Raw genomic sequence first — 23,769 nt, 5'->3', positions numbered from 1 at the left:
CGGCAAGCGCGTACAATCGCCGGCCACCTGAGACGAAAGGGCGACGGCGATGGACCGAGGAGCAGCCTGGCAGACCGTGCAGGAGTTCGTGAAGGCTCCGGGACTGCAGAAACACATGCTGGCCGTCGAAGCGGCGATGCGCTGGTACGCGGAACAGCTCGGCGGCGACCCGGACGCCTGGGGCCTCGCCGGCCTCCTCCACGACTTCGACTGGGAGATCCACCCGACCCTCGAGCAGCACCCGGCGGACGGCGCCGCGATCCTTCGCGAACGTGGCCTGGACGAGGACATCATCCGCACGATCCTCTCCCACAACACGGAAGGCACCGGCGTCGAGCGCGAGACCTCGCGCGACTACGCTCTGCTGGCCTGCGACGAGATCACGGGGCTGATCAGCGCCGCCGCACTCATCCGCCCGAGCAAGGACGTGCGCGACGTGCCACTCAAGTCCGTCCGCAAGCGCTGGAAGCAGCGGGCCTTCGCCGCCGGCGTCGACCGCGAGCACGTCCAGGAAGTCACCGCCGACTTCAGCCGCGAGTGCTTCGACGGTGAGCTCGAGCTCTGGCAACACGCCGGAAACGTGCTGGCGGCGATGCAGGGCGTCGCCGCGGAGCTCGAGCTGGACGGCCGCCTGGCGAAGTGATCTTCCCGGCTCTGTTTGCCTTGCTCGCGGGGGCCACGGCGGCGCAGCAGCACACCGACCGACCCAACGTCCTCTGGATCGACATCGACGACCAGTCGCCCTGGTACTCGAGCTACGGGCACGACCTCGTCGAAACGCCCAACATCGACACGCTGGCGCGACAGGGCGTTCTGTTCGAGCGGGCGTACGCGCCGACGCCGGTGTGCAGCCCGACCCGTTCCTCGCTGATCACGGGCAGCTACGCCATTCGGATCGGGGCGCACGACCATCGTTCGGGGCGGGTTCCCGGCTACCGGATCCATCTGCCGGAAGGAGTCGTGACCGTTCCCGAGCTATTCCGGGCCGCGGGATACGAGACCTACAACGCCAGCAAGGACGACTTCAACTTCACCTACGACCGCACGAAGCTCTACACGATCGGCCCCGAGCCGTCGGAGATTCCGTCCTGGAAGGGGCCGCAGGGCGGTGGACACTGGCGCGACGTGTCCGAGGGCAAGCCCTTCTTCGGGCAGACGAAGGTGGCCGGCGGCAAGAGCGTCGCGGACATCGCCGGGGAAGTGAAGGCGCTTGGTCGAAAGCCCGTGCGCCCGACGGATGTGACGGTGCCGGCGCAGTACCCCGACATTCCCCAGGTGCGCCGTCACATCGCCGACCACTACAACTCGATACTGCGCACTGACCACCAGGTGGGCGAGCTGGTGGCGCAACTGAAGGCCGACGGACTCTGGGAAAGCACCGTCCTCGTGCTCTTCTCAGACCACGGTTCGGATCTGCCCCGGAGCAAGGAGTTCTCGTACGACGAAGGCCTGAGGATTCCGCTGATCGTCGTTGCGCCAGGACGTCCGGAGGTCGTCAAGCCCGGCACGCGACGGGCCGATCTCGTCAGCCTGATGGACATCGCGGCCACGTCGCTGGCGCTCGCCGGCCTCGACGTGCCCGAGTTCATGGACGCGAAGGACGTCTTCGGTCCGGACTACCGCCGCGACTACGTGTTCACCTCGGCCGACCGCATGTCGAACGTCATCGACCGGGTCCGATCGGTGGTGGGACCGCGTTTCCACTACGTCAGGAACTTCATGCTGGACAGACCGCTCATCAACTGGGGCCATCGGGAGATGGGCGACCTCCTGCGCGATCCGGATGACAGCAGTTTCCTGACGATCCGGCGGCTGGCCGAGGAAGGCAAGCTGACGCCCGCCCAGACCGCGCCCTACGGCCCACGCGTCGCCGAGGAGCTCTACGATCTCGAGAATGATCCGGACGAAGTGGTCAACCTGGCCGAGGCTCCCGCCTATGCCGACGTGCTGAACGAGATGCGGGAAGCGCAGGCAGGCTGGATCGAAGACACCGACGACAAGGGCCAGCACCCCAGGTCCCAAGCGGCGATGGACGAGATCACGGAGCGCTTCCCCAAGGACTGGCTTCGAAGCTCCGAGTTCCGCGATCTGCCGTAGGGAAGAACCGCCTACGTCCTGGCCGGATAACGGCTCTGCACGTACTCCCCGACGATCCGGGTGAACTGCTCCGACAGTTCCGCGGCGGTGCCCCGAAGCGTCGTGAACTGGCGACCGTCGACGTAGACCGGACACGTCGGCGCTTCGCCGGTGCCCGGCAGCGAAATGCCGATGTCGGCAGCCTTTGACTCGCCCGGACCGTTCACCACACAGCCCATGACGGCGAGCTTCAGTTCCTCGACGCCCTCGTAGCGGCGGCGCCACTCCGGCATGTTCGCGTCGATGAAGTCCTCCACCTGGAGCGCCAGTTCCTGGAAGGTGGTGCTCGTCGTGCGGCCGCAGCCGGGGCACGCCGTGACGCTGGGCGCGAAGGCGCGAAGCCCCAGGGCCTGCAGCAGTTCCCGGCAGGCGTGGACCTCCTCGCGGCGGTCGCCGCCGGGTCGCGGGGTCAGGGACGTGCGGATCGTGTCGCCGATGCCTTCGGCGAGCAGGACGGACATCGCCGACGACGACCACACCAGGCCCTTGAGCCCCATACCGGCCTCGGTCAGGCCGAGGTGGAGCGGCTGCCGGGTGCGACCCGCGAGGCTCCGGTAGACGTCGATCAGTTCGCGCGGCGAGGACGTCTTGCAGGAGATGACGATCTGCTCCTCCGTCAGGCCGCAATCGAGGGCCAGCTCGGTCGAGCGGAGCGCCGACAGCACCATGCACTCGCCGACGATTTCCTCGGAGGTCTTGCCGAGGTCGCGCTCCGTGTTCTCCTCCATCTTCGACACCAGCAGGTCCTGGTCGAGCGACCCGCCGTTGACGCCGATCCGCACCGGCTTGGCGAGCCTCCGGGCCACCTCGCAGATCGCCGCGAACTGCGGATCGCGGCGGCCGCCGCGGCCGACGTTGCCCGGGTTGATCCGCAGCTTCGCCAGCGCCAGGGCGCAGGCCGGGTGGCGCTCGAGCAGCACGTGGCCGTTGTAGTGAAAGTCGCCTACCAGCGGCACGTCGCAGCCCTCGGCATCGAGCCTGGCCCGAATCTCCTGCACGGCGACCGCCGCCGCGTCGACATTGACCGTGATCCGCACCAGCTCGGAGCCAGCCTCCGCCAGCGCCAGCGCCTGGGCGGTCGTCGCTTCGATGTCCGCGGTGTCGGTACTTGTCATCGACTGGACGACCACCGGCGCTCCGCCGCCGACGACCACCCCGCCGATGTCGACCGGGTGGGTTGTGCTGCGATGCGCTTCCGGCGCGGCGACGGTCACTGAGCGGCAGGCTACAGCACCCAAGTAGCATGACTGCCCATGTCCGAGCGCCAGCGGCCAGACCGGGTTGACCCGCAGCGGCCTCTCGCAACAGGTCTTGCCACGACCGCGGGGCTCTCGAGCCTCGCCTTCGCTCAACCGATCTACGACCTGCTCCGTCGCACGCCCGAGTTCTTCGCCATCCGGGGACTTTCCATAGGAGATGTCGCGGCGCTGGCGATCCTGCTGGCAGTCGTTCCGGCTCTGGCGCTCTGGTTGCCGGCAGCAACCGTTCGCATCTTCCGTCCCGCCTGGACACCCAAAGCACTCGCCGCGGCTGCCGGTCTGCTGATCGGCGTCATTGCACTGCAGGCGCTCCGCGGCCTACCGGTGGTGCCTGCCATCGCCTTCGCCGTGATCGCAGGCATAGCCGCCGGCTGGGCCTACGTGAGCTTTCGCGGCGCGCGCGCCTTCGCCCTGCTCCTGTCCGTGGCGACCGTCCTCGTCCCTGCACTCCTGCTTCTGGACGGCGACATCCGCCGGAGCGCGGCGCGCCCCGTGCGCTCGGTCGATGTCGACCAGACGGACACCGGCGCCCGGGCGCCGATCGTGTTCGTGGTCCTCGACGAGTGGTCGCTGACCTCCATCCTGGACGCGACGGGCAACATCGACGGCGAGCGCCTCCCCAACCTGGCCCGACTAGCCGCCACAGCAACGTGGTACGCGAACGCGACGGCGGTCTCCGACGTCTCCGAACTCGCGGTGCCCGCGATGCTCTCCGGGCTGCAGGCGGAACAGGGACGGTTGCCAACCGCCTCCGAGTACCCCGTCAACCTGTTCACGCTGCTGGCCCCCAGCCACGAGTTGTACGCACTGGAGCCGATCAGCTCGCTCTGCCCCACCGACTTCAACCGGCTGGCGGTGCCGCGACCGGCGTTTCGCGAGCGCTTCGGCCTGCTCGTTTCCGACCTCGCCGTCGTCTGGCTCAACCTGACCCTGCCGCCAGCATGGACGAGCGGGCTGCCGCCCGTGACCCAGACCTGGAGCGGCTTCGGCCAGGACGGTCCCCGGGCGGCCGCGCCGCCGCCAACTGACGAACCAGTGCCGCGGGCGCTGTTCCATCTGCGAACCACCGACCGGGCAGCCGAGTTCCGGCGTTTCATCGACGCCATCGGTCCAACGCGTGACCGGCCCGGCTTCTACTTCCTCCACTCCATGCTGCCGCACGTGCCATGGGAGTACCTGCCCTCAGGCCGCCGCTACTACGCGCCCCGGGGAAGCATGCACGGCCTCGAACGCGAACTCTGGACGACCGAGACCTGGCCGGTTCGGCACCATCAAAAACGCTACCTGTTGCAGGTCGGGTTCGTCGACCGCCTGATCGGCGAGTTGATCGACCGGCTCGAGTCCGTCGGCCTGTTCGACGAGAGCCTGGTCGTCGTCACCGCGGATCACGGCGTCGCGTTCCGCCCGGGCCTGTCCCGTCGCCTGCTGGAGCCCGATGATCCGTCCGGCGGGCAGCCGCTCGATCTGGCGGCGGTGCCGCTCCTCGTCAAGGCGCCCTTCCAGCAAGAGGCGGCTATCGACCACGGGCTTCTGTCGCTCGCCGACCTCACGCCGTTGATCCTTGGACTGGCCGGCGCGGACGCCGGGAGCGCCGCGCCGGACGAGCGCGACCGGGACGGCCCGCTCGTGGTCGGCAAGTACACCGGCGCGATCGGCGTTCCGCCTGACCGCGAATCCTGGCGCCGCCGTCAGGTCGCCTTGCAGGCCGAACTGCTCGGCGACTCGAACGACCCGGCGGCCATCGGCGAAAGACCCGAACTTCACGGCCGCCGGGTTGCGGATCTGGCTCATCGCCCCGGCGAAACCAGCATCCGGCTCGAAGCGGCCTTCGTCTGGGATCATGTCGCAACCGACCAGGCTGTCCTGCCCGCCCTGGTGGAAGGAGTCTTCGAGAATCGCCCGCCCGTGTCCGATCGCACCGTGGCCGTGGCTCTCAACGGCACGCTGGCGGCCACGCTGAGGCCCCACCGAACCGCCGACGGAAGGAGTCGGATCGCGGCAACCGTGCCCGAGAGCCTGTTCCGCCCCGGGCTGAACCAGGTTGACGTATTCCTCGTATCAGAGCCCGGACAGCCGCTGGAACTCGAGCATGTCGGTCGGCCGCCCCTCTCCGTGTACGACCTGTCGGTTGGCGACGGCGGCCGGATCGACGGCATCATGCGCCGATCCCGAAGCGCCCTGGATGTCGACTCCGAGCGGATCCCCCTCGAACCGCAGCAACCGGATGGCCTGATCGGCTTTCTGGATGGCGGGTACGAGCTGAGAGACGGCATCCAGGGGTGGGCAATCGACATCGAAGAGCCCGGCAGCATCGGCGAGATCGTCGCGTTCCTGGGAGGCCGGCAGTTCGGTAGCGCCGCCACGAGTCTCGAGAGACCGGACGTGGTCGAACGCTTCGGCACGGAACACCTGCACAGCGGCTTCCTCCTGTCCGAGATGGGCGAGGCCGTGCCTGACCGGCGCGCTCGCTCGCGTGACGAGATACGCGACACCGTCCGCCGCGAGGGCCTGGTCGCCTACGCCCTTTCACACCGGGGTGTCGCAACGCGCCTCCGGTTCTCCTACCGGCCGCTGGAGCAGGAACGAGGCGGAGCGGAAATCCTGCCCATCACCGATGGTCGCCAACTTCCCGTTCAGTCGACCGGGAACGGCTTCGAGGGCGCCATCGACGTCGTGGCGAAGGAAGGACAACGCACCGTGATGGAGGGCTGGGCCGCGGACCTGGAGCGCCACGAGCGCCCACGCCAGATCGTCATCTACCGCGACGGCGAGTTTCTCGCCAACCTGGGCATCAACAGAGACCGGCCAGACGTCGTGGACCGCCACGACGACCCCCGCCTGCTCCGAACCGGTTTTCGCGGCACAGTCGCCGGCGTACCCGAGGCCGAGACCTTCGGCGAGCGGCACCGCGTGTTCGCCATCATGCTCCGCGGCGCCGCGGTGGAACTGCCGCTCGCGACCTCCCCCTGACGCCTCAGTGGCCCAGCGCCACGGCCATGACGACGCTCGATATCGGAAGCTTGCTGGTCATCCGCGCTAATCTACGCGCAATCCCCATCAAAGGAGATCGTCATGCGTCAGATTAGCCCGATCCTCGCGGCCATTGCCATCCTCTCGCTCGCGCTGCTCGGCTGCACCGCCGGCGGCGGCGAAGACGCCGGCGGCGACGCCACGGCGACCGGCGCGGCCGACGCGCCGAACCCGCTCCGGGACGCCTACTTCGGCGACCTGCACGTCCACACGCGGTACTCGTTCGACGCCTACCTGTTCCAGACCCGGACGAGTCCGGACGACGCCTACCGCTTTGCCAAGGGCGAGGCGATCGAGCACCCGAGCGGCCACCAGCTTCAGCTCCAGAGCGGGGCGTTCGACTTCCAGGCCGTGACCGACCATGGCATGTATCTGGGCGTCATGCCGGACATGGACAACGCCGGGAGCGTCCTCTACGACACGACCCTCGGAGCCGATCTCCGCGGCGGCGGCGGCTTCGCCCGCGCCATCCAGGGGCTGCGCAGCGGCGAGTTCGCCGAGCTGCCCGCGGACGCGGTGGACAACGCTGCTCGCACTTCGTGGCAGGCGATCATCGATGCCGCGGAGGCTCACAACGATCCGGGCAACTTCACGACCTTCATCGCCTACGAGTACACGACCTCGTCGGATGACCGCGGCAACCTGCACCGCAACGTCATCTTCAGGGGTAGCGAGGCGCCGCCCAAGCCGTTCGCCTCGACCGATTCGCGAAACCCCGAGGACCTCTGGCGCTGGCTCGACGGTCTGCGCGACGCGGGCATCGAGGGCCTCGCCATTCCGCACAACTCGAACGGCAGCAACGGCAACATGTTCAAGCTGGAGACGGTGGGCGGCGACCCGCTGGACGCCGCCTACGCCGACCTGCGCATGCGCAACGAACCCCTGGTCGAGGTGACGCAGGTCAAGGGCACTTCGGAGACCCACCCCCTGCTGTCGCCGAACGACGAATGGGCCGAGTTCGAGATCTTCCCCTACCGGATCGCCACCACGCTCTACAGCGAACCGAAGGGCAGCTACGCCCGCGAGGCCTACGTGAACGGTCTCGTGCTGCAGGAGACCCAGGGCTTCAACCCGTTCCGCTTCGGCATGATCGGCGCGACCGACACGCACAACTCGGGCGGTACGCCGGAGGAGGACAACTTCCACGGCAAGGTCGGCGTCGGCGACGGCACCGGCCAGAATCGCGGCGCGGTACCGCTCGACGAGCCGACCGAGGACGGCGAGAAGTACATCCAGAACAGCTTCAAGTTCTGGGGCGGTTCGGGACTCGCCGGTGTCTGGGCCGAGGAGAACACCCGCGACGCGATCTACGACGCCTTCCGCCGCAAGGAGACGTTCGGGACCAGCGGCCCCAGAATGCGAGTTCGGTTCTTCGGCGGCTACCACTACCCGGACGACCTGACCTCCGATCCGGAGATGATCGCCGCCGCCTACGAGGGCGGCGTGCCGATGGGCGGCGATCTGGTGGCGGACGAGGGCAGCAGTCCGCGCTTCCTCGTCTGGGCCGCCCGCGACGCGGACAGCGCACCGCTTCAGCGCCTCCAGATGGTCAAGGGCTGGGTCGAGGACGGCGAGGCGCGCGAATCGGTCGTCGATATCGCCTGTGCCGACGGCGGCATGCCCTCGGGTGATCCCCTCCGCTGCCCCGACAACGGCGCCAGCGTCGATCTGTCCGACTGCAGCCACTCCCGGGACCTCGGCGCCGCCGAACTCTCGGCCCTGTGGACCGACCCGGACTTCGACGCCGCGAGGCACGCCGTCTACTACGTGCGTGTTCTGGAGAACCCGACCTGCCGCTGGTCGACCTGGGACGCGCTCCGCGCCGGCGCGGAGCCGAATCCCGACATGCCGGCGACGATCCAGGAACGCGCCTGGTCGTCGCCGATCTGGTACGTCCCGGGCGGCTAGGAGGCCGATCTACTATGGCCGGCACATCGAACGAAGTCGGCCGGGAGGGGCTCGCATGAGCATCACGGGAAGAACTCGCATTGCCTTCGTTCTCACTCTGGCCGTCGGTGCAGGCGGAGCCGGAGGAGCAGACGACGCTCCCAGGACGCCGAACGGCAAGCCGGACTTCTCCGGCAACTACGACATCTCCCACCTGACGCCGATCGAGCGCAATCCCGAACTAGGAGAGCGCCTGACCCTGACCGAGGCCGAAGCCGACGAGATCCGGCGCCGGGAGGCCCAGAACATCGAAACGAGGTCGCGGGCCAGCGACCCGAACCGCGAAGCCCCGGCGGCCGGCGGCAACATCGGCGCCTACAACTACTTCTTCATGGACCGGGGGACGTCGGCGGTCAAGGTGGACGGCAAGTACCGCACGTCGGTGCTCACCGACCCGCCGAACGGCCGCTTCCCGCCGTTGACCGAGCGCGGCAAGGCGCGACGGGAAGGTCTCTACGGCTTCTCCAAGAGGAACACCGGTCCGGCCTGGTGGCGCGACCGCGAAGTCGGCCCCTACGACGATCCCGAGTCGCTCTCGATCGCCGATCGCTGCGTCTTCTCGCTCGAAGCGACGATCCCGATCTACTCGAAGAGCTACAACAACATCAAGACGATCGTGCAGACCGACACCCACCTTCTGATCCTGATCGAGTGGATGCACTACGCGCGGATCATCCCGATCAGCCCGTCCCGGGAGGCGGCGATGCACCTCCCGGAGACGATCCGCTCACGCGCCGGCGACTCGGTGGCCTGGTGGGAAGGCGACACGCTCGTCATCGACACGACCAACTTCCTGGAAGAGAAGTGGATCGCGACGACCCTGTTCCGCGAGCCGTCGCCGCCCGCCGACCAGCGCGTGATCGAGCGCTTCTCGTTCCAGGACCCGGACACTCTGCTCTACCAGTTCACGCTCGAAAGCGGAGACTGGGAAACGCCCTACAGCGGCGAGTACACCTGGCCGGCCACGGACGACAAGCTCTACGAATTCGCCTGTCACGAGGGCAACTACGCGACCGGAAACACCCTGCGGGGGGCGCGTTTCGAGGAGAGGCAGATGGCGGCCGAGGCGAGCGGCGGGCCGTGAGCTTGCCAGGCGACCGAGACCGCGCCGGCGTCCTCTCCTCTGCGTTCCTGGTCGCCGTGGCCGCGACCGCCGCGGTGGCGGACGAGATTCCCAGGACGTCGAGCGGCAAGCCCGATTTCTCCGGCAACTACGACATCAGCACCCTGACGCCGATCGAGCGGAGCCCCGAACTCGGTGAACGCCTCCACCTGACCGAGGAAGAGGCGGAGCGGATCCGTTCACAGGAAGCGGCGAGGGTCGATCTCACCGCCCGGGCCAGCGACCCGGACCGCGACGCGCCCGCGGCGGGGGCCAGTGTCGGCGGCTACAACTACTTCTACATGGACCGCGGCACGTCGGCGGTCAAGGTCGGCGGCAGGTACCGCACGTCGCTGATCGTCGATCCGCCGAACGGCCGCTTCCCGCCGCTGACGGAACGCGGCAAGGCGCGCCGGGAAGGCGTCTACGGGTTCTTCCTGCAGAACCAGGGTAAGGCGTGGTGGCGCGACCGCGAGGTCGGCCCCTACGACGACCCCGAGTCGCTGTCGATCGCCGACCGCTGCATCTTCTCGCTCGAGGGAACGATCCCGATCTACCCGAAGTTCTACAACAACCTGAAGACGGTCGTGCAGACCGACACCCACCTGATGATCCTGATCGAGTGGATGCACTACGCGAGGATCATCCCGATCAACCCGTCCCGCGAGGCGGCCCGCCACGCGCCCCCCGGCTACCGCTCGCGGGCCGGTGACTCCGTGGCCTGGTGGGAAGGCGACACGCTCGTCGTCGAGACGACGAACTTCCAGGAAGAGAACTGGGTGACCTTCGCCCTCTACGGCGATCCCTCGCCTCCCGCCGATCAGCGCGTGGTCGAACAGTTCTCCTTCCAGGACACGAACACCCTCCTCTACCGGTTCACCGTCGAGAACGGCGACTGGGAAGCGCCCTACACCGCCGAGTACACCTGGCCGGCGACCGACGGCAAGCTCTACGAGTACGCCTGTCACGAGGGGAACTACTCCCTGGGGAATACCCTGCGCGGCGCGCGCCTTGAAGAGAGGGAAGTCGCAGCGCAGACCGGCGGCTAGGCCAAGCCCCACAACGCAGACGTCGCGAACTCCAGGCTGTTTCCGTCCGGGTCGCGAAAGTAGATCGATCGGCCCCTGCGGCCGCCCCAGTCGATCTCCTGCTCGATCTCGACGCCGTGGCACTCCAGATGCGCGCGCCAGACGTCGATCTCGTCCTCGGTCACACCGAACGCCAGGTGACCCGGGCCGTGAGCGCCATGCAATCCGAGGCCCCGTGGCGTCAGATCGGGGTCGGCCGTCGCTACCGGGTTGAAGAGCAGGACCATCTGCTCACCGCAGCGGAAGAACACGTGCCTCCCTTCGAGTTTCGAGTGAAAGGTCAGTCCCAGCACCTCGGTGTAGAAGACCTCCGCCACTTGGAGATCGCTCACATAGAGGGAGGCCTCAAGAATGTGGTCGAGTTGTCGCGGTCGCGTCGTGGGCGTCGTGCCCGCGGGCGCTTCTCCCATGCTCCTACTCCTTCCTGATCCCCCGTCCGGTGGCGCCCTCGGGCGGCCTGTCCGTGAGCAGCCCGGCTCCCTCAAACTCGTCCACCCGCGACGCCGGAAATCCCAAGACTTCGACGAGAACCTCTCGGTTGTGCTCGCCCAGGCAAGGAGCGCCGCGCCGGTACGTCGCGGGCGTCGCACTCAGGTGGATCGGCAGGCCGGGGTAGCGGCGGCGGCCGACTTCCGGGTGATCGACCTCGGCCCAGAAGCCGCGGGCTTCGAGAAACGGGTCCTCCGCCATGTCGCGGGCGTCGGCAACCGGCGCCGCGGTGACGCCGGCGCGGAGCAAAAGGGCGACCAGGTCGTCTCGATCCCAGCTGCGGGTCCACTCGGAGAGCACCTCGTCGATCCGGTCCTCGTCCGCCTGCCGCTCCGCCAGTGACTGGGAGGCGAACACCTCCGGCAAGCCGACGACGCCGCAAAACGTCCGCCACTCCCGTTCATCCCGCACGCTTATCGCGACCCACCGGTCCTTTCCCCGGCACGGATAGCAGCCCTGAGGCGCCCGCACGGGATGGCGATTGCCGCGACGCGGTTCTGCCGATCCACGAAGCTGTGCCGCCAGGATGTGGTCGCCGAACATCGTCGCCATCGCCTCCACCATCGGAGTTTCGACCGTGCCGCCCCGGCCCTCCGGCGACTGCGAGCGGCCGTAGAGCATGGCCAGGGTCCCGACGGCGGTATGCAGAGCCGTCATCGGATCCGGCCAGGCGATGCCCGACCGGTGGGGGCCGCCGTCCCGGTAGCCGAGCGCGGACGTGAGTCCCATCGCTGACTCGATCAGCGGACCGAACGCGAGCCGGTCCCGGTAGGGGCCCGAGTTGCCAAAACCGGGCATCGAGACCGCGATGACGCCCGGGTTGAGTTCCCGCAGTCGATCCGAGTCGAGGCCGAGCTTGGGCATCACCCGGGGACTGAAGTTGTCGCAGACCACGTCCGCCCGCTCCACCAGGGCCTCGAAGATGCCTCGGGCCTCCGGCTCGCTCAACTCAAGGGTCACGGACCGCTTGTTCCGGTTCATCTTGTTGAACGCGGCGTTGCGGTTGTACGAGCGTTTCCCGGCATCGTTCTCCGGGAACAGGTGCGTGAGACGGGCGATCCTTGCCGACCGGGTCGCCGGCCCACGCGCCCAGGCGGCCTCGACCTTGATCACATCGGCGCCGAGATCGCCCAGCATTCGCATAGCCAACGGTCCCGCCCAGACCCTGGTGAGATCCAGCACGCGGAGGCCATGGAGGGGCCCGTCGGTCAACGCGGAAGGCGACGACCTTTGAGCCATGCCGGTCCTCCGCGCCTGCCAACCGGCAACCCCGTCCATCGCCGGCGCCGTTCGCGCAACCGAGGAATCGATGGCCGACGACGACGACGTGCCGTTCAGAAGAAACGGCCCACGCGGAACGAGCGGCCCGCCGTCGCCGTCGATCGGCACGAAGAAACCGCGGGCCCGGAAGTGCGGGTCGTCCAGCACCTCCAGCGCGTCGATCACCGGACCGATCGGCACGCGGACCCGCTCGCCCAGCTCGATGATCTCGGCCTCGGTGTGGGCCATCATCCAGGGATCGATCGCCCGGTCGAACTCCTCTCGGTGTTGAGCCCGGTCGGCATCCTCGGCGAAGCGCGGGTCCTCCAGGACATGAGCCAGGCCCGCCGCCTCGAGGAAGGGCTCGAGCATCTCCCGACTCGGTATCGAGAGGGCAACGTAGCCGTCCTGACAGCGATGAACGCCGACCGGATGCCACGGCCCGCCCTGGGAGTTGCCGACCCGGCCGAGGACGTACCCGGCCTGGGTCCACATCACCGTCGTGTACTGGTGCAGAGCGGCCAGCGCCTCGACGTGGGAGACGTCGATCGTCTGGCCGCGGCCGATCGCGGGCCGGGCCAGCAGTGCCGCCAGACCGCCGATCACCGCGTGGGCGCCCGCCTGACAGGACGAGTGGAGCCCCGGCCGCGCGATGGGCTCCCGGTCCGGAGCACCGTTCAGGTAGAGGTGACCGGACCAGGCGTCGTCCGTGAAGCCGTTCGACCGCGGCGGTCCCGCCTCGCCCCAGACCTCGCGCGCCGCAGAACCCAGGCCGAACGGTGAGATCCGCAGCAGCACGGCCTGCGGCGTATCGGCCTCATCGATCAGCGGTTCGAGCGCCCCCGGCGCGGCGCTCTCGATCACGATGTCGGCGCCGTCGCGCTCGATCAACTCCAGGATCTGCCCTCGGCCGCCGTCCGTACTCTGCCGCAGACGCCCCGCCCGCTTGCCGACATTCAGGTACGCATACTCAGCTCCGAGGCCCTGCCAACGCTCGCCAGCCTCACGCCACGGATCGCCTTCGGGCGGTTCAAGCCGCAGCACTTCCGCACCGCATGCCGCCAACAGCCGTCCCGCATAGGCGCCGGCTGGCGAGCCGGCGACCTCGATCACGCGAAGGTTGGAGCACGGATGATCTGTCACGAGCCGGCACGGTAGCAGCCATCCAGGACCGAACCAGCCGTCGTATGCTCACGCGCCGACCAGAACCAGACACAACCCTGGAGATCTCAGTCCATGCCCATCCTCGACTTCAGCCTCACCAACCAGGTCGCCCTCGTTACCGGCGCCTCGCGCGGCATCGGGGAGGCCATCGCGCGCGGCTTCGCCGAGCAGGGGGCGACCGTCATCCTCGCGTCGCGGAAGCAGGAAGGGCTCGACAGGGTAGCCGAGTCAATCGAGGCCGACGGCGGCAAGGCGGTGCCTATCGCCTGTCACGCCGGCAACGTGGATCAGATCGCGGGCCTGGTCGAGCGCATCGAGAGCGAGTTCGGGCGACTCGACATCCTGGTGAACAATGCCGCCACGAACCCCTACTTCGGGCCGGCGATTGACATGCCGGAATGGGCTTTCGACAAGACCCTGGAAGTCAACCTCAAGGGGTACTTCGTCCATATCCAGCAGGCTGCGCGGTTGATGAAGAAGCAGGGTTCGGGCAACGTGATCAGCGTCGCCTCGATCGCCGGCCTCCGCCCCGGACCAAACGAGTTGACCTACGCGCTGACCAAGGCGGCGGTGCTGAACATGACCCGCGGCTGGGCCAAGGAACTCGGCCAGTACGGCATCCGGGTGAACGCGATCGCGCCCGGCGTGGTGGAGACCTACTTCGCCAGCGTGCTCGTCGACTCCGAGGAGAAGCGGCAGGCGATCGCCAGTCGGACACCCGTCGGACGGCACGCACAGCCGAACGAGATCGCCGGCGCCGCCGTCTTCCTGGCCTCCAAGATGGGCAGCTACGTGACGGGAGCGACGATCGTCATGGACGGCGGCTCCTCCGCCTGAACCGCCTCGAGCAGGTAACCGAGCAGATCGCCATCGACGTAGTCGTTGTCGACCACGTTGACGAGGAAGTACGTGTCGTGGATCCTCTGGAGCAGGCGGCGTGACTCGCTGTCTTCTTCGTACACCGCCGCCCAGGAGGACAGCCACAGGTCGAAGGCCTCGTCCTTCCAGACCTCGAAGGAACGCGGGTCGACGATCGTCGGCTGGCGAATCTCCTCGCCCGGGAACACGCCCCAGGTCACCGCGTTGACCGAGTCGCAGTTGCTCCAGGCCGTACCGGACCGGTCGATCGCGTGGTACGTCAGGCTCGGCTTCCGGTCCAGTGCGGCCAGTAGCGGCGACACCTGCTCCGGCGCCACGAAGAACTCCAGGTACGCCTTCTGGTAGACGCGGCCTCCAGCGCCGCCCCAGCCGACCGCGGGATCGTCGGAAGCAGCGCCGTTCACGCGCGGCTGCGAGTTGATCGTCAGCAGACCCGCCAGGTTCAGCCGCACAAGGGCGCTGCGCAGCGGTTCGCTCTCCAGGTCCAACGGCCAGTCGTACCAGGGGATCCCGTCGACGTCGCCGCGACAGAAACCCGCGAAGACCTCCCGCACCTGGTCGATCGAGGGCAGCTCGCGGCCCCACCGCTCACGGGCCACATCGGCCTTGATCGGTCGGAAGGCGAGATGGTGATCGCCGAGATCGCCGAACGCGGGTGAACCGGCATCGCCCCAGCGCCCGTTCGGAAACTCGTCCCAGTCCTGGGTCCGGGCGAGGTAGCTCTTCGGCCGGTTGGCCCAGAAAATCGGGCGAACGTCCTCCCTGGGGCGCTGAACCGCCGTCGCGCTCCGCCACGGCAGGACCCGTTCGATGCGCTCCGGCACGATGCCGAGGCGGTCGAGGATGACCTGCACCGAACGCTCGAGGTTCAGGGTGTAGAAGTGAAGGCCGGGCGCGCCGCCGTCGAGCAGCCGGCGACAGATGCCGGCCAACAGATCCTGGCCGTACTCGCGCACGGACGCGTCGTGGAACCGCCGCGCCTCGATCTCGCTGACGATCTCGGGCGGCGCACTGGCGCCGAAGCCCGTGATGCGCTGAAAGGACAGGTATCCGTTGATGGGCGCCAGTCCCGGAACGATCGGACAGTCCACGCCGCGCTCCCGGCAGTCCCCCAGGAAGCGGAAGTACAGCTCCGGCTCGTAGAACATCTGCGTGATCACGAAGTCCGCTCCGGTCGCAACCTTCTCGGCCAGATAGTCGAGATCGCGCTCCCGGCTCGAAGCCTCCGGGTGACCTTCCGGGTAACCGCCCACACAGATTCCAAAGTGGTCCCCGTGCTCTTCGCGGATGAACCGCACCAGGTCCGAAGCGTGGGAAAAGCCGTCGGCGACGGGCGACCAGGCGCCGCCTCCGCGCGGCGGATCGCCGCGCAAGGCCAGGATGTTGCCGATGCCGCGCTCGCGACAGTTCTCGAGCACCGCCGCGATCTTCCGGCGCGGCATGTTGGTGCAGGTCAGGTGCATCATCGTCTCGATGCCGAGCACGTTCTCGATCGTGCTCGCGAGCTCGAAGGTAAGTTCAGCGGTGCTGCCGCCCGCGCCCCAGGTCACGTCGACGAACGCCGGCTCCAGCCGTCCCATGCGCTCAATGCGCGCGTAAAGGTTCTCGATCCCCGCCTCCGTCTTCGGAGGGAAGTACTCGAACGAGTAGAACGGCCGTCTCTCGGACGCCGCGGTGCGCAGCTTGTCGATCAGTTTCACGCCGGGTCGGATCCTACGCTGACCGCCGCCGCATGGGCAGTCAGAAGGGGACCGCGTCGTCCGCTTCGGCCCACTCGCCGGCGAGCCGCTCAGCCTGCTGCACGAGCCCCGGCGCCTTCAACCTCTCGGCCATCGCCTCCAGTTCCGGGGCGGGTCCTCGCCACCGAAGCTCGTCGACGGAACCCCTGACCGGCGCATCGCGCACCAGCGTGGCGAGCTCGCGGAACAGCTCCGCGGCTTCGCGTTCCTCCCTGAGAGTCGCCGCCAGCCGATCCCGGCTGCGCACCTTGACCGCCCACTTCCACGGTTCGTCCGGAATCTCCTCCAGGTGGACATAGTGCGCCAGCACGGTGGCCGCCGACTTTGCGCCCCAACCCCGCAAGCCCGGGAATCCGTCCGCGCTGTCGCCGACCAGGGCGAGATAGTCGGGGATCGACTCCGGCTCCACCCCGAACTTGTCCCGGACGCCGTCCGCGTCCCAGCGCAGGCCACGCCGCCGGTCGACCTGCACTACCCGGCCGCCCCGGCCGGCGTCGACGCACTGGGCCAGGTCCTTGTCCGGCGTGCAGATGCGGACCTCAACGACCCGTTCATCCGCGGCCGCCATCGCGGCGCCGCTGGCGAGTCCGTCGTCCGCCTCGTGCTCCACCATCGGCCAGACCGTGACCCCGAGCGCGTCCAGGGCGTCCTCGAGCACCGGGAACTGAGCCAGAAGCTCCGGCTCGATCCCCTCGCCGGTCTTGTAGCCGGGCCACATGTCGTTGCGAAACGACTCAATCACGTGGTCCGTCGCCACCGCCACGTGGGTCGCCCCATCCCGGAACATGCCCAGCAAGGAGAAGACGACTCCACGCACCGCTCCCACCTCGAGCCCGTCCTCGTTGCGATAGCTCGGCGCACCGAAGTGGTGGCGGAAGAGCTCGTAGGTGCCGTCGATCAGGTGGACGTACATGGCGGGCGCCGCATCCGGGTGACGCCGGCAAGCTACCATCAGCCGACATGGCCCGATTCGCCGCCCTTTTCTGGACCGTCTGCACGGCCGCCGCCCTGCCCGCGGCGGCCACCGTCCAACTGCCCGGCGATCCTCTCGCCGGCTCGGGCGACGTCGCGCGGACCCTGCTGCCGGCGTCCCGGCTACTGGCCGGCGAACTCCCAACGCCCGTGGACAACGCGGCCTTCGCCCTGCCGGAGAACGCCGCGCCGCCGCGCCACGAGATGCGAGGCACGCTGCAGCTCTTCGGCGGCGGCGGAGCCTCCTGGACCGTCCACCACGACACCTACCTGCGGGCGGATGAGCCGCCGATCGTCTCAGCCCTCCGCCGCATCCCGCGGCTCGACGTTGTCCTGGTCCAGAGCGGCTCCCACCTGGTGCCCGCCAATCGCGCGCTCCGCTACACCGGCGACGCCTACTGGAACGTCATCGTCGGTCCGGGCCGGATCTGGAGCGAGAACGCCGACGGCGGCAGGAGCCGGGCGTCGCTGCCGATCACACTGGTCGAGCGCAACCAGAACTGCGCCTACCACGGCGTCGTGTCCTTCCTGTTCGACGGCGGCGCCACCTCGCCGGCGGCCTTCCAGGCCACTCAGGAAACCTGCAAGTACTTCAAGTTCGACCTCTGGGACGCGGGCCCCACCCGCTTCACCTCCGGCGAGCCGCCGGACGCAGACGCCGTGCTCGAGGCTTACGCCGCCGAAGCCGCCTCGCGGCTGTCTGTCCGGTCGATCGAACGGATCCGCGACGACTACCCGCGCGCCCAGGTCTACCCGCAGGCTTTCGGTGGCGGCTTCGACCGCGAGCACCTCACCGCCTTCGGCGTCTCCTTCGGCGGAGTCCACTACCAGGGCCCGGTCCACACCCGCTACGGCGACTACCCGTATCCCGAGCAGATCCGGCTGCCGTCCTACTCCACCGCCAAGACCGCCGTCGCCGCCGTCGCGCTGATGCGGCTGGCGCAGCGGGACGGCTTCGAGGTGACCGAACTCGAGCTTCGGGACTACGTACACAAGCCGCCCAGGGGCAGCTTCCGCGGGGTGACCTTCGAGCACGCTCTCGACATGGCGACCGGTCACTACTGGGACACGGGCGAACAGGACGACGAGAAGAACTCGACGACCGAGCTGAACTTCTTCGTGCCGGAGCACCGGAACCGCAAGCTGCGGGGCGCCATGGCCTATCCGACGAAGGAGCCGCCCGGAAAGCGCTGGGTGTACCACACGACGGACGCCTTTCTGCTGTCCGTCGCCATGAGCGGTTACCTGGGACAGCAGGCGGGCGCCTCGTCCAGGGAACCCGCGGACCTGCTGGAGTTCCTGGCCGCCGAGGTCTACCGACCGCTGGGTGTCTCCGCCGGGGCGCTCCAGTCGCTGCGCACGGATAACCGGGCCGATGGCTACGTCTTCGGCGGCTACGGCATGTTCTGGACCCCGGACGACATCCTGAAGATCGCCAACCTGCTGAACGCCCAGCGCGGCCGGATCGGCGACCGGCAGGTGCTCCATCCGGGCATGGTGGCCGCCGCGATGCAGGAAGACGAGGAAGACCGCGGCCTGGACGCCGTCCACAACGGCCACCCGAACAAGTACAACAACTCCATCTGGTCGCGGCAGATCCAGGTGACCGACGGGACCGGCACGAAGCAGGTCTGGGTCCGGCAGATGCTCGGCTACGGCGGCATCGGCGTCCTCATGCTGCCGAACGGCGCCGTCTTCTACTACTTCGGCGACAAGGACCAGCACGATTGGCTGCGATCCGCGAGGGAGGCGTACAAGCTCCGATGACCAGACCAGACCCACCGGGATCGGCCGCGAGTCCCCTCGACGGAACCGGCCCCTTCGCCGGCCTCCGGATCGTCGAACTCGCGGAGGGCGTCGCCGGCCCGTACTGCGGCAAGCTGCTTGCCGACCTCGGCGCCGACGTGATCAAGGTCGAGCCGCCCGCGGGCGACGCCGCCCGCTGGGCGAACGGCTCCGACCCGGAAGGCTCGCCGCTCTTCCTCTACTGCAACACGAGCAAGCGGGGAGTCGTCCTCGACCTGGACGACGAGGACGATCGAGGCGCCCTCGACAGCCTGCTCCGGACCGCCGACGCCCTGATCGTCGACCGCGAACCGCCGGCGGAGACGCCGCCGGACCTGATCGTCGCGGCGGTCACGCCCTACGGCCTCACAGGACCCCGCTCGGGAGCGCCCGCCGGCGAACTCACGCTCACGCACGGCGGCGGACTGGTCAACCAGATGCCGGCCCGCTCCCGCGACATCGACCGCGCGCCGGTCGCCCTGGGCGGCCACCAGGCCGGCTACCACGCCGGTCTGGTGACGGCGCTGGCGGTCGCTGCCCTCCTCTACGAACGCGGTCACGCCGGCGACGCCCGGGTCGACGTCTCCATGCAGGACGTGATGATCAGCCTGGTGGCGCCGCTTCTGGCCAGCGCCCGCTACCACGAAACGACCTGGTCGCGGGTGCCGGACCGCCCGCCGGCCATGGGCAGGCTGAAGACGAGCGACGGCTACGTCATCCTGAACGCCTTCGACGACCATCACTTCGAGCTGTTCCGCGAACTGATGGGCAATCCGGACTGGTGCCAGGGCGACGAATGGAAGGACATGGCCTACCGCAGCCATCACCTGATGGAGATCGCTCCCCAGGTCGACGCCTGGGCCCTCGAACAGAAACGCGACGACCTGTACCACCGCGCCGCCAACCTGGGCATTCCGGTCGGACCGATCCACGACGCCGCGGACGTGATGGACTACCAGCAGTACGCCGCTCGCGACTACTTCGTCGAAGTGGACCACCCAAGCACCGGGGCGAAGCGTTACGCCGGCTGGCCGTACCGTATGGACGCCTCCAGGCCGAAGGTGTCGCGCCCGGCGCCACAGCTCGGCGAACATTCGAGCGAGGTCCTCGCCGAAGTCGCCGCGGCCGGCAACGGCGCTCCGGTTGCCGCCGGCTCGGTCCCAACCGCTCCACCCGCGACGCGTAAGCTCCCGCTCGAGGGCATACGCGTCGCCGAGTTCGCCTGGGTGTGGGCGGGCCCCTACGCCGGCGTCCTGCTCTCGACCCTGGGCGCCGAAGTAATCAAGGTCGAAGGACCCAGGCGCCTCGACCTGACGCGCCGCTCCGTGGTCTGGCCCCGCGCCGAGGAGGCGCCGCAGAAGATCGGTGAGGACGCCGGCATGGCGTTCAACACGATGAACCTGAACAAGCGGTCGCTGGCCCTGGACCTGTCGCAGGCGGAAGGCCGCGCACTCGCCCTGCGCCTCGCCGGCGAGTGCGACGTGATCTACGACAACATGCGTCCCGGCGCCATGGTCAAGCTCGGCCTCGACTACGAGAACCTCCGCCGCGCAAACCCGGAGCTCATCGTGGCCTCCTCGTCGGGACGCGGCCACGGCGGCCCGGAAACCGAGTACCTCGGCTACGCGATGGTCCACCAGGGCGTGGCCGGCGGGGCCTGGATCTCCGGCTACCCGGACGATCACCCGACTCACAGCGGCGGCGACGTCGACCTGATGAACGCGATCACGCTCGCCTTCTCGATCGTCGCCGCGTTGCATCACCGCAGCCGCACGGGCCAAGGCCAGTTCATCGACTACTCGCAGTGCGAGGGCGTGAGCTCGATCCTCGGCGAGATCCTCCTCGAGTACGAGATGACGGGGGAAGTCCCGGAACGCGCCGGCAACTCGCACCGCCATTCGGCGCCGCACGGCGTCTATCGCTGCTGGGGAATCGACCGCTGGCTCGCCATCGAGGTCCACAGCGACGAGGAGTTCGCCCGGCTCACGGCGACGATGGGCCGGCCAGAGCTGGCCGAGGACCCGCGCTTCGCAACCGCAACGGCCAGGAAGCAGAACGAAACGGAACTCGACGCGATCGTCGCCGCCTGGACCAGGGAGCGGGACCGCGACTGGCTGGCCCGCGAACTCCTGCGGACCGGTGTCGCCGCCGCTCCGTCGCGCGATGCCCGGGATCTCTACGCCGACTCCCACCTGCGGGCCCGGGGCTCCTTCGCCACCGTCGAGCACCCGGAATGGGGAGACCTGGAACTCGTCGGGCCGCCGTTTCGTATCGCGGGTCGCGATCTGAGCCCCCGCCGGGCGCCCCTGCTCGGCGAGCACACCGACGCCGTCCTCGCCGATGTCCTCGGGCTCTCCGCCGACGAGATCGCCGCCTGCCGCGGCCGCGGCATTGTCGCCTGAGTCCGCGTCGCCTCCCCACTGAGTGGGCCGGCGCCCCCGCGGGCCTCCCCGAGTAAACTCCCCACTCCATCCGCACCCCGAATCCCCAAGGGAGGTCCTCAGTGACTCGACTCACCCGAACGTCGCTCAACGTCGCGACCACGGCCGCAATCGCCGCTGCCCTGCTCTTCGCTCCACCGGTCCCCGCCTTCGCCCAGGACGGCGAGTCGGTGACGGTCGACATCATGAGCCGCTATCGCGTCGCCCCGAACATCACCTATCTGACGGCCGACGGCTATGAGTCGAAGCTGGACGTGATGACTCCCCGCGGCCAGGGGCCGGTCCCGACCCTGATCTACATCCACGGCGGCGGCTGGGTCGGCGGCACGAAGGAATCCAGCGTGCTGCGCGCCCTCCCCTACCTAGAGATGGGATGGGCCGTGGTCAACGTCGAGTACCGGCTCGGCCGCAACGCGCTCGCGCCCGGCGCCGTCGAGGACTGCCGCTGCGCTCTGCGCTGGATCTACGAGAACGCCGAGGACTACAACATCGACACCTCCCGGCTGGTGGTGAGCGGCGCCTCCGCCGGCGGCCACCTGTCGCTTACCACGGGCATGCTGCCGGCCTCCGCCGGCCTGGACCGCCTCTGCCCCGGCCGCGACGCGGACCGCCCGGGCTGGGCCGCGGCGGACGAGTACGAGATGCCGGTCGCGGCGATCGTCAACTGGTTCGGGATCACCGATGTCGGCGACCTGCTCGAAGGCGTCAATGCGAAGAGCTACGCCGTCGCCTGGATGGGTTCGAAGTCCGACCGCATGGAACTCGCCAAGCGCGTCTCGCCGATGACATACGTTCGTTCCGGCCTGCCGCCGATCCTGACGATCCACGGCGACGTCGACAACATCGTGCCCTACCAGCACGCCCTCGACCTGCACGCCAAGCTCGACGAGGCGGGCGTCACCAACAAGATTCACACCGTGCCCGGCAAGGGCCACGGCAACTTCACGCCCGACGAGCAGCAGGAGATCTTCCGGGTCATCCGGGCCTTCCTCGACCAGCACGTGACCGGCGGAGGCGGCGCAAGCACCGGCGCCGAGTGACCGCCGCCACCGGGTGCGCCGGCGCCCCCGATCTCTGCACCCGCACCGCCGTCGATCTCGCCGGGCTACTGGCCCGCGGCGAGGTCTCGGCGGTCGAGGTGCTGGACGCCCACCTCGGCTGGATCGACCGCCGGAATCCGGAACTCAACGCGATCTGCACCCTCGACCGCGACCACGCCCTCGAACAGGCGCGCGCCGTTGACGAGTTGCGCCGCCTTGACCCGGAAGCCGCGGCGGCGAAGCCCCTCCTCGGCCTGCCGACCGCGGTCAAGGACCTGGTCCCGACGACTGGCATCCGCACGACCTTCGGATCGCCGATCTTCGCGGACAACGTCCCCGACTTCGACGCCCTGATCGTCGAACGGATCCGCCATGCCGGCGCCGTCGTCATCGGCAAGACGAACACGCCCGAGTTCGGCGCCGGCTCGCAGACCTTCAACCCCGTCTACGGCAAGACCCGCAACCCCTGGGACCCCACCCGCACCTGCGGCGGTTCGAGCGGCGGCGCGGCTGCCGCCCTCGCGAGCGGCATGCTGCCCATCGCCGACGGCAGCGACCTCGGCGGCTCGCTCCGCAACCCGGCCAGTTTCTGCGGCGTCGTCGGCTTCCGGCCGACGCCGGGTCGCGTGCCGCGCGTGCCTCCCGAGCAGGGCTGGGACGATCTCGCTGTTCTCGGGCCGATGGGCCGCAACGTCGCCGACGCCGCGCTCCTGTTCTCCGTCATCGCCGGGCCGGACCCGCGGGATCCCATCTCGCTGGCCCGACCCTCGGAGCCCTTCCACCCGGTCGAACCACTCGACCTGCCCGGCCTCCGTCTCGCGTGGACGCCCAACCTCGACCTCTACCCGGTCGAACGGGAGGTCGTTCAGGTCTGCGAGACCGCGCTGACGGCGTTCCACGACCTCGGCGCGACGGTCGAAGGAGCTGCGCCCGACCTCTCCGGAGCCGACGCCATCTTCCGCACCCTGCGCGCGAACCTGTTCGCCGACAAGCTGGGACCGCTGTTCCCCGAGCGCCGTTCGCAGATGAAGGACACCGTGATCGAAGAGATCGAACGTGGCCTGGCGCTCACGGGCCCGGACGTCGCGACAGCCCAGGCTGAGCGCACCCGCCTCCACTGCCGCGTCGTCGAGTTCTTCGAGTCCTACGACGCGCTGCTCCTGCCGGCCGTGCAGGTCCTGCCCTTCGACGTCGACCGCCCCTACCCGACGGAGATCGAGGGCCAGTCGATGACAAGCTACACGGACTGGATGGCCTCCTGCTACTCCATCACCGTCACCGGCTGCCCGGCCATCTCCGTCCCCTGCGGAGTCGGCCCATCGGGCCTGCCGGTGGGCCTGCAGATCGTCACGCCACGGGGAACGGACCGCCGGACCCTCGCCGTCGCGGCGGCGTTCGAGGCGGCGGTCGCTGCCTGATCACTCCTGGAACGCTCCTC

General features: G+C 69.0%; 16 protein-coding genes. 11 read left to right on the top strand and 5 right to left on the bottom strand.

Annotated elements, in window-relative coordinates; all coding sequences use genetic code 11:
• Window positions 1-49 precede the first annotated feature (49 nt).
• Window positions 50-643: an HDIG domain-containing protein gene (locus tag OXI49_05515; GenBank protein ID MDE2689953.1), complete on the top strand. Its 594-nt coding sequence runs from the start codon at window positions 50-52 to the stop codon at window positions 641-643.
• Window positions 640-2,097 (top strand): sulfatase, encoded by a 1,458-nt coding sequence (locus OXI49_05510; GenBank protein MDE2689952.1) that lies wholly within the window; start codon window positions 640-642, stop codon window positions 2,095-2,097. The genes OXI49_05515 and OXI49_05510 overlap by 4 nt, the downstream gene beginning before the upstream one ends.
• An 11-nt stretch (window positions 2,098-2,108) precedes the next feature.
• On the opposite strand, the gene ispG is transcribed toward OXI49_05510, so the two are convergent.
• The gene (ispG, locus tag OXI49_05505; GenBank protein ID MDE2689951.1) at window positions 2,109-3,350 is read right to left on the bottom strand and encodes a flavodoxin-dependent (E)-4-hydroxy-3-methylbut-2-enyl-diphosphate synthase; all 1,242 of its coding nucleotides are present in this window, start codon (window positions 3,348-3,350) and stop codon (window positions 2,109-2,111) included.
• A 39-nt stretch (window positions 3,351-3,389) separates the two neighbouring features.
• Between ispG and OXI49_05500 the strand changes: the two genes are divergently transcribed.
• The 4 genes from OXI49_05500 (at window position 3,390) to OXI49_05485 (ending at window position 10,523) form a co-directional block, all read left to right on the top strand.
• Window positions 3,390-6,365 (top strand): sulfatase-like hydrolase/transferase, encoded by a 2,976-nt coding sequence (locus OXI49_05500; protein MDE2689950.1) that lies wholly within the window; start codon window positions 3,390-3,392, stop codon window positions 6,363-6,365.
• A gap of 102 nt (window positions 6,366-6,467) precedes the next feature.
• Window positions 6,468-8,333: a DUF3604 domain-containing protein gene (locus tag OXI49_05495; protein ID MDE2689949.1), complete on the top strand. Its 1,866-nt coding sequence runs from the start codon at window positions 6,468-6,470 to the stop codon at window positions 8,331-8,333.
• Between the two features lie 55 nt (window positions 8,334-8,388).
• Window positions 8,389-9,456: a hypothetical protein gene (locus OXI49_05490; protein MDE2689948.1), complete on the top strand. Its 1,068-nt coding sequence runs from the start codon at window positions 8,389-8,391 to the stop codon at window positions 9,454-9,456.
• The gene (locus OXI49_05485; protein ID MDE2689947.1) at window positions 9,453-10,523 is read left to right on the top strand and encodes a hypothetical protein; all 1,071 of its coding nucleotides are present in this window, start codon (window positions 9,453-9,455) and stop codon (window positions 10,521-10,523) included. The genes OXI49_05490 and OXI49_05485 overlap by 4 nt, the downstream gene beginning before the upstream one ends.
• On the opposite strand, the gene OXI49_05480 is transcribed toward OXI49_05485, so the two are convergent.
• Both OXI49_05480 and OXI49_05475 read right to left on the bottom strand, forming a co-directional pair.
• Window positions 10,520-10,972: a VOC family protein gene (locus OXI49_05480; GenBank protein ID MDE2689946.1), complete on the bottom strand. Its 453-nt coding sequence runs from the start codon at window positions 10,970-10,972 to the stop codon at window positions 10,520-10,522. The genes OXI49_05485 and OXI49_05480 overlap by 4 nt on opposite strands.
• A 4-nt stretch (window positions 10,973-10,976) precedes the next feature.
• Window positions 10,977-13,454: a CoA transferase gene (locus tag OXI49_05475; GenBank protein MDE2689945.1), complete on the bottom strand. Its 2,478-nt coding sequence runs from the start codon at window positions 13,452-13,454 to the stop codon at window positions 10,977-10,979.
• A 93-nt stretch (window positions 13,455-13,547) separates the two neighbouring features.
• On the opposite strand from OXI49_05475, the gene OXI49_05470 reads away from it, so the two are divergent.
• Window positions 13,548-14,312, top strand: coding sequence for a glucose 1-dehydrogenase (locus tag OXI49_05470; GenBank protein ID MDE2689944.1), 765 nt, complete (start codon window positions 13,548-13,550; stop codon window positions 14,310-14,312).
• Here the strand turns inward: OXI49_05470 and OXI49_05465 are convergent.
• Both OXI49_05465 and OXI49_05460 read right to left on the bottom strand, forming a co-directional pair.
• Window positions 14,264-16,054 carry a methylenetetrahydrofolate reductase gene (locus OXI49_05465; protein MDE2689943.1) on the bottom strand — a complete coding sequence of 597 codons (1,791 nt, stop codon included), beginning with the start codon at window positions 16,052-16,054 and terminating at the stop codon, window positions 14,264-14,266. The two genes, OXI49_05470 and OXI49_05465, sit on opposite strands and share 49 nt — an antisense overlap.
• Before the next feature lie 40 nt (window positions 16,055-16,094).
• On the bottom strand, window positions 16,095-17,006 hold the full coding sequence (locus OXI49_05460; GenBank protein ID MDE2689942.1) for a flap endonuclease: 912 nt from the start codon (window positions 17,004-17,006) through the stop codon (window positions 16,095-16,097).
• A gap of 47 nt (window positions 17,007-17,053) precedes the next feature.
• On the opposite strand from OXI49_05460, the gene OXI49_05455 reads away from it, so the two are divergent.
• From OXI49_05455 to OXI49_05440, 4 genes are all read left to right on the top strand, one after another.
• Window positions 17,054-18,832, top strand: coding sequence for a serine hydrolase (locus OXI49_05455; GenBank protein ID MDE2689941.1), 1,779 nt, complete (start codon window positions 17,054-17,056; stop codon window positions 18,830-18,832).
• Entirely contained in the window at window positions 18,829-21,252 is a 2,424-nt protein-coding gene (locus tag OXI49_05450) for a CoA transferase (GenBank protein ID MDE2689940.1), read from the top strand. Before OXI49_05455 ends, OXI49_05450 begins: the two co-directional genes overlap by 4 nt.
• A gap of 101 nt (window positions 21,253-21,353) precedes the next feature.
• Complete coding sequence (locus OXI49_05445) at window positions 21,354-22,331, top strand: alpha/beta hydrolase (GenBank protein MDE2689939.1); 978 nt, start codon at window positions 21,354-21,356, stop codon at window positions 22,329-22,331.
• Complete coding sequence (locus tag OXI49_05440) at window positions 22,328-23,749, top strand: amidase (GenBank protein MDE2689938.1); 1,422 nt, start codon at window positions 22,328-22,330, stop codon at window positions 23,747-23,749. The genes OXI49_05445 and OXI49_05440 overlap by 4 nt, the downstream gene beginning before the upstream one ends.
• Window positions 23,750-23,769 lie beyond the last annotated feature (20 nt).

The sequence above is a fragment of the Acidobacteriota bacterium genome (assembly GCA_028875725.1).
Classification (GTDB): domain Bacteria; phylum Acidobacteriota; class Thermoanaerobaculia; order Multivoradales; family Multivoraceae; genus Multivorans.
This window is presented reverse-complemented; position numbering and strand designations above follow the sequence as displayed.